This is a genomic window from Microcystis sp. LE19-41.2A (assembly GCF_027530405.1).
In the GTDB taxonomy this organism is placed as follows: domain Bacteria; phylum Cyanobacteriota; class Cyanobacteriia; order Cyanobacteriales; family Microcystaceae; genus Microcystis; species Microcystis aeruginosa.
Genome location: NZ_JAPZQJ010000015.1, coordinates 1 through 2,153, shown reverse-complemented (window position 1 = coordinate 2,153; position 2,153 = coordinate 1). Strand labels below are relative to the sequence as shown.

At 41.0% G+C, this 2,153-nt stretch carries 3 protein-coding genes; all 3 read right to left on the bottom strand.

Going from position 1 to position 2,153, the window contains the following annotated elements; all coding sequences use genetic code 11:
* Nucleotides 1-262 precede the first annotated feature (262 nt).
* The gene (locus O9290_RS00670; RefSeq protein ID WP_004159587.1) at nt 263-856 is read right to left on the bottom strand and encodes a restriction endonuclease subunit S; all 594 of its coding nucleotides are present in this window, start codon (nt 854-856) and stop codon (nt 263-265) included.
* 95 nt (nt 857-951) lie between these two features.
* On the bottom strand, nt 952-1,137 hold the full coding sequence (locus tag O9290_RS00665) for a restriction endonuclease subunit S domain-containing protein (protein ID WP_288086595.1): 186 nt from the start codon (nt 1,135-1,137) through the stop codon (nt 952-954).
* Between the two features lie 372 nt (nt 1,138-1,509).
* Nucleotides 1,510-2,153, bottom strand: a 644-nt coding sequence (locus tag O9290_RS00660; RefSeq protein WP_288086593.1) for a type I restriction-modification enzyme R subunit C-terminal domain-containing protein, incomplete at its 5' end; no start/stop codon positions are given.

Here is a 2,153-nt window from a genome sequence, read left to right as displayed (position 1 = left end):
GTGGTCAACTACCTAATTTTCAGGGAAAAAGTACCTGAATTTTCCCCCGATCCCCGCAATGGCTGGCACTTTTTGAGGGGAAAAAAGTCCAAAAGTCTTATCCAACAAGGTTTTTAGATTTATTCAGCAGACCCTAATTAGGTTTTCTGTCATTTAGTAAAATAATAGGGATTTTCTTCTGATTCGGTACGAGGTATGAACAGTATTTGGTTTAAGTTTGTCCATGCTTGCTGTGTTTTTTCTATGTCTATTGTTTGCATAACTATAATTCTCCATTAAAAGCGCGGCGCAATAAGACGGCGGGGAGTTTATTAATGGCTTCTAACTGTGCTTCTGTTGCTTTTCGTGCCTTTTCTACCGCTTCCATCTGTTCATTAAGAATGGCGGCGATTCGTTTTTGTTCGCTTAGGGGTGGGAGGGGGATTTTTAATGTTTCTAAATCTTTTCTGCCAATAGCTTCAAATGTACTGCCACTACCTAGAGATACTAATTTATTTTCATATAACCTCAATGCTGCATGAATAAAATCACGTTCACTATCTTGATTGGGACGGATAGCTGCTAATCCTCTACCAATACAGCATTGAACGTCAACTATATTTGTTGGTCCAACAGGGGCGCGAACTGAAATTAAAATATCTCCTACTTCAGCGATTTTAATGGGTTCAAAACACCAAAATCGTGGAATAGGTGATATTTTACCAAAGTCGGCTTTACCTTGAAAAAATGGTAGTCCGCGGGGTTCATTTATATAACTAGAACTAGGTGGAGATTGTCCCATAATTAGTTCACAAACATCCCCCAACTTTACCCACTGCCAACCATCGGGCAACTGCCGATCATTTTCCTGACTCATAATAACTCCCTTGCCCAATCATAAACATTCAAATACCAATCCCCAATTAAAAACCCTAAGCGGCAAACAATCTTATCTTAGTTTCCTGTATGATCTCAGCAAGTAGCTCCTCTACATGTAATCATTAATGTCTCTTCAAGATGATTAAATTCATCGTAAAAACCAATGACTCCATTCGCATCATATACAGGATACCCTTCTTTTTTTAATGCTGATATTGGAATAGTTTTCCACTGCTTTGGTTTACAGACATCGACTAAAGCTACTTCTGTCCAACTCATCCCAACATCTCCTTTAACGCGTGTAAAACCTGATCAATCTTATTTTCAAACATAAATCAAACATCCTTTCGGTTGACTAAAACGGTGGGTTACGACGGATTGTTAGATTGACTTTAACGCCTAGATTGTTGCCGTCTAACCCACCCTACCAATGCACTCACCCCCCTCCAATGCGTAGGGTGGGTTAGCGATAGCGTAACCCACCACTCTCTTGGAATCACCCAATAAAAATAACATTCCTATCCTAATCAGATATTATACCATTCAACAAGCTTGGAGAAAGAAGCTGGGAGAAAGCGGGTTTCTTAACAAAATCTGAGCCTTAATTTAGCTATTTACTAGAAACCCGCTTTCTGTTCTATTTAGAAACCCCTAAGCGGCCAACAATCTTATCTTAGTTTCCTGTATGATCTCAGAGGGTTTACCTACTAACTTTAACGCCGCCAATCCCCCAGCCTTAGTCACTTCCGGCACTTGAAAAATGAGCTTATTTTCTAATCCTTCCGTCCCCGACTTAGCAAACTGAGAAGCGATCGCCCTCACTGTCGCCGCCGTTTCTTCTGGCATTTCGCGTAACCAATCCCCCTGTTTATAACTAAAAGCTTCCGCCCTTTCCAGACGAGTCAGACGGTGCAAACCATAACCTAACTCTCCCAAAACATCAAATAAATCGCAAGCTTCCAACTCATCTAGTGTCCTAATTATACTTGCCGATCGCCCCCCATCGGGCAGTATTTGTAATAACTTCCCCCTCTCCTCCGGCTGAACCCAAATTGAACGAAATAAGGTCAAATTAGTCACCTGATTAACCAAGGATTCCGCCAGCCTCTCTCGATACTCCTCCACCGTTATCGGCTTCGTTTCTCCGCCTACCGTCGTCAGAATATAGCAAGTAGCTCCTCTACATGTAATCATTAATGTCTCTTCAAGATGATTAAATTCATCGTAAAAACCAATGACTCCATTCGCATCATATACAGGATACCCTTCTTTTTTTAATGCTGATATTGGAATAG

Bases quoted from the DNA above. Each gene is read 5' to 3' on its own strand.
- O9290_RS00670 (WP_004159587.1), bottom strand. From the start codon at position 856: ATGAGTCAGGAAAATGATCGGCAGTTGCCCGATGGTTGGCAGTGGGTA.
- O9290_RS00665 (WP_288086595.1), bottom strand. From the start codon at position 1,137: ATGAGTTGGACAGAAGTAGCTTTAGTCGATGTCTGTAAACCAAAGCAG.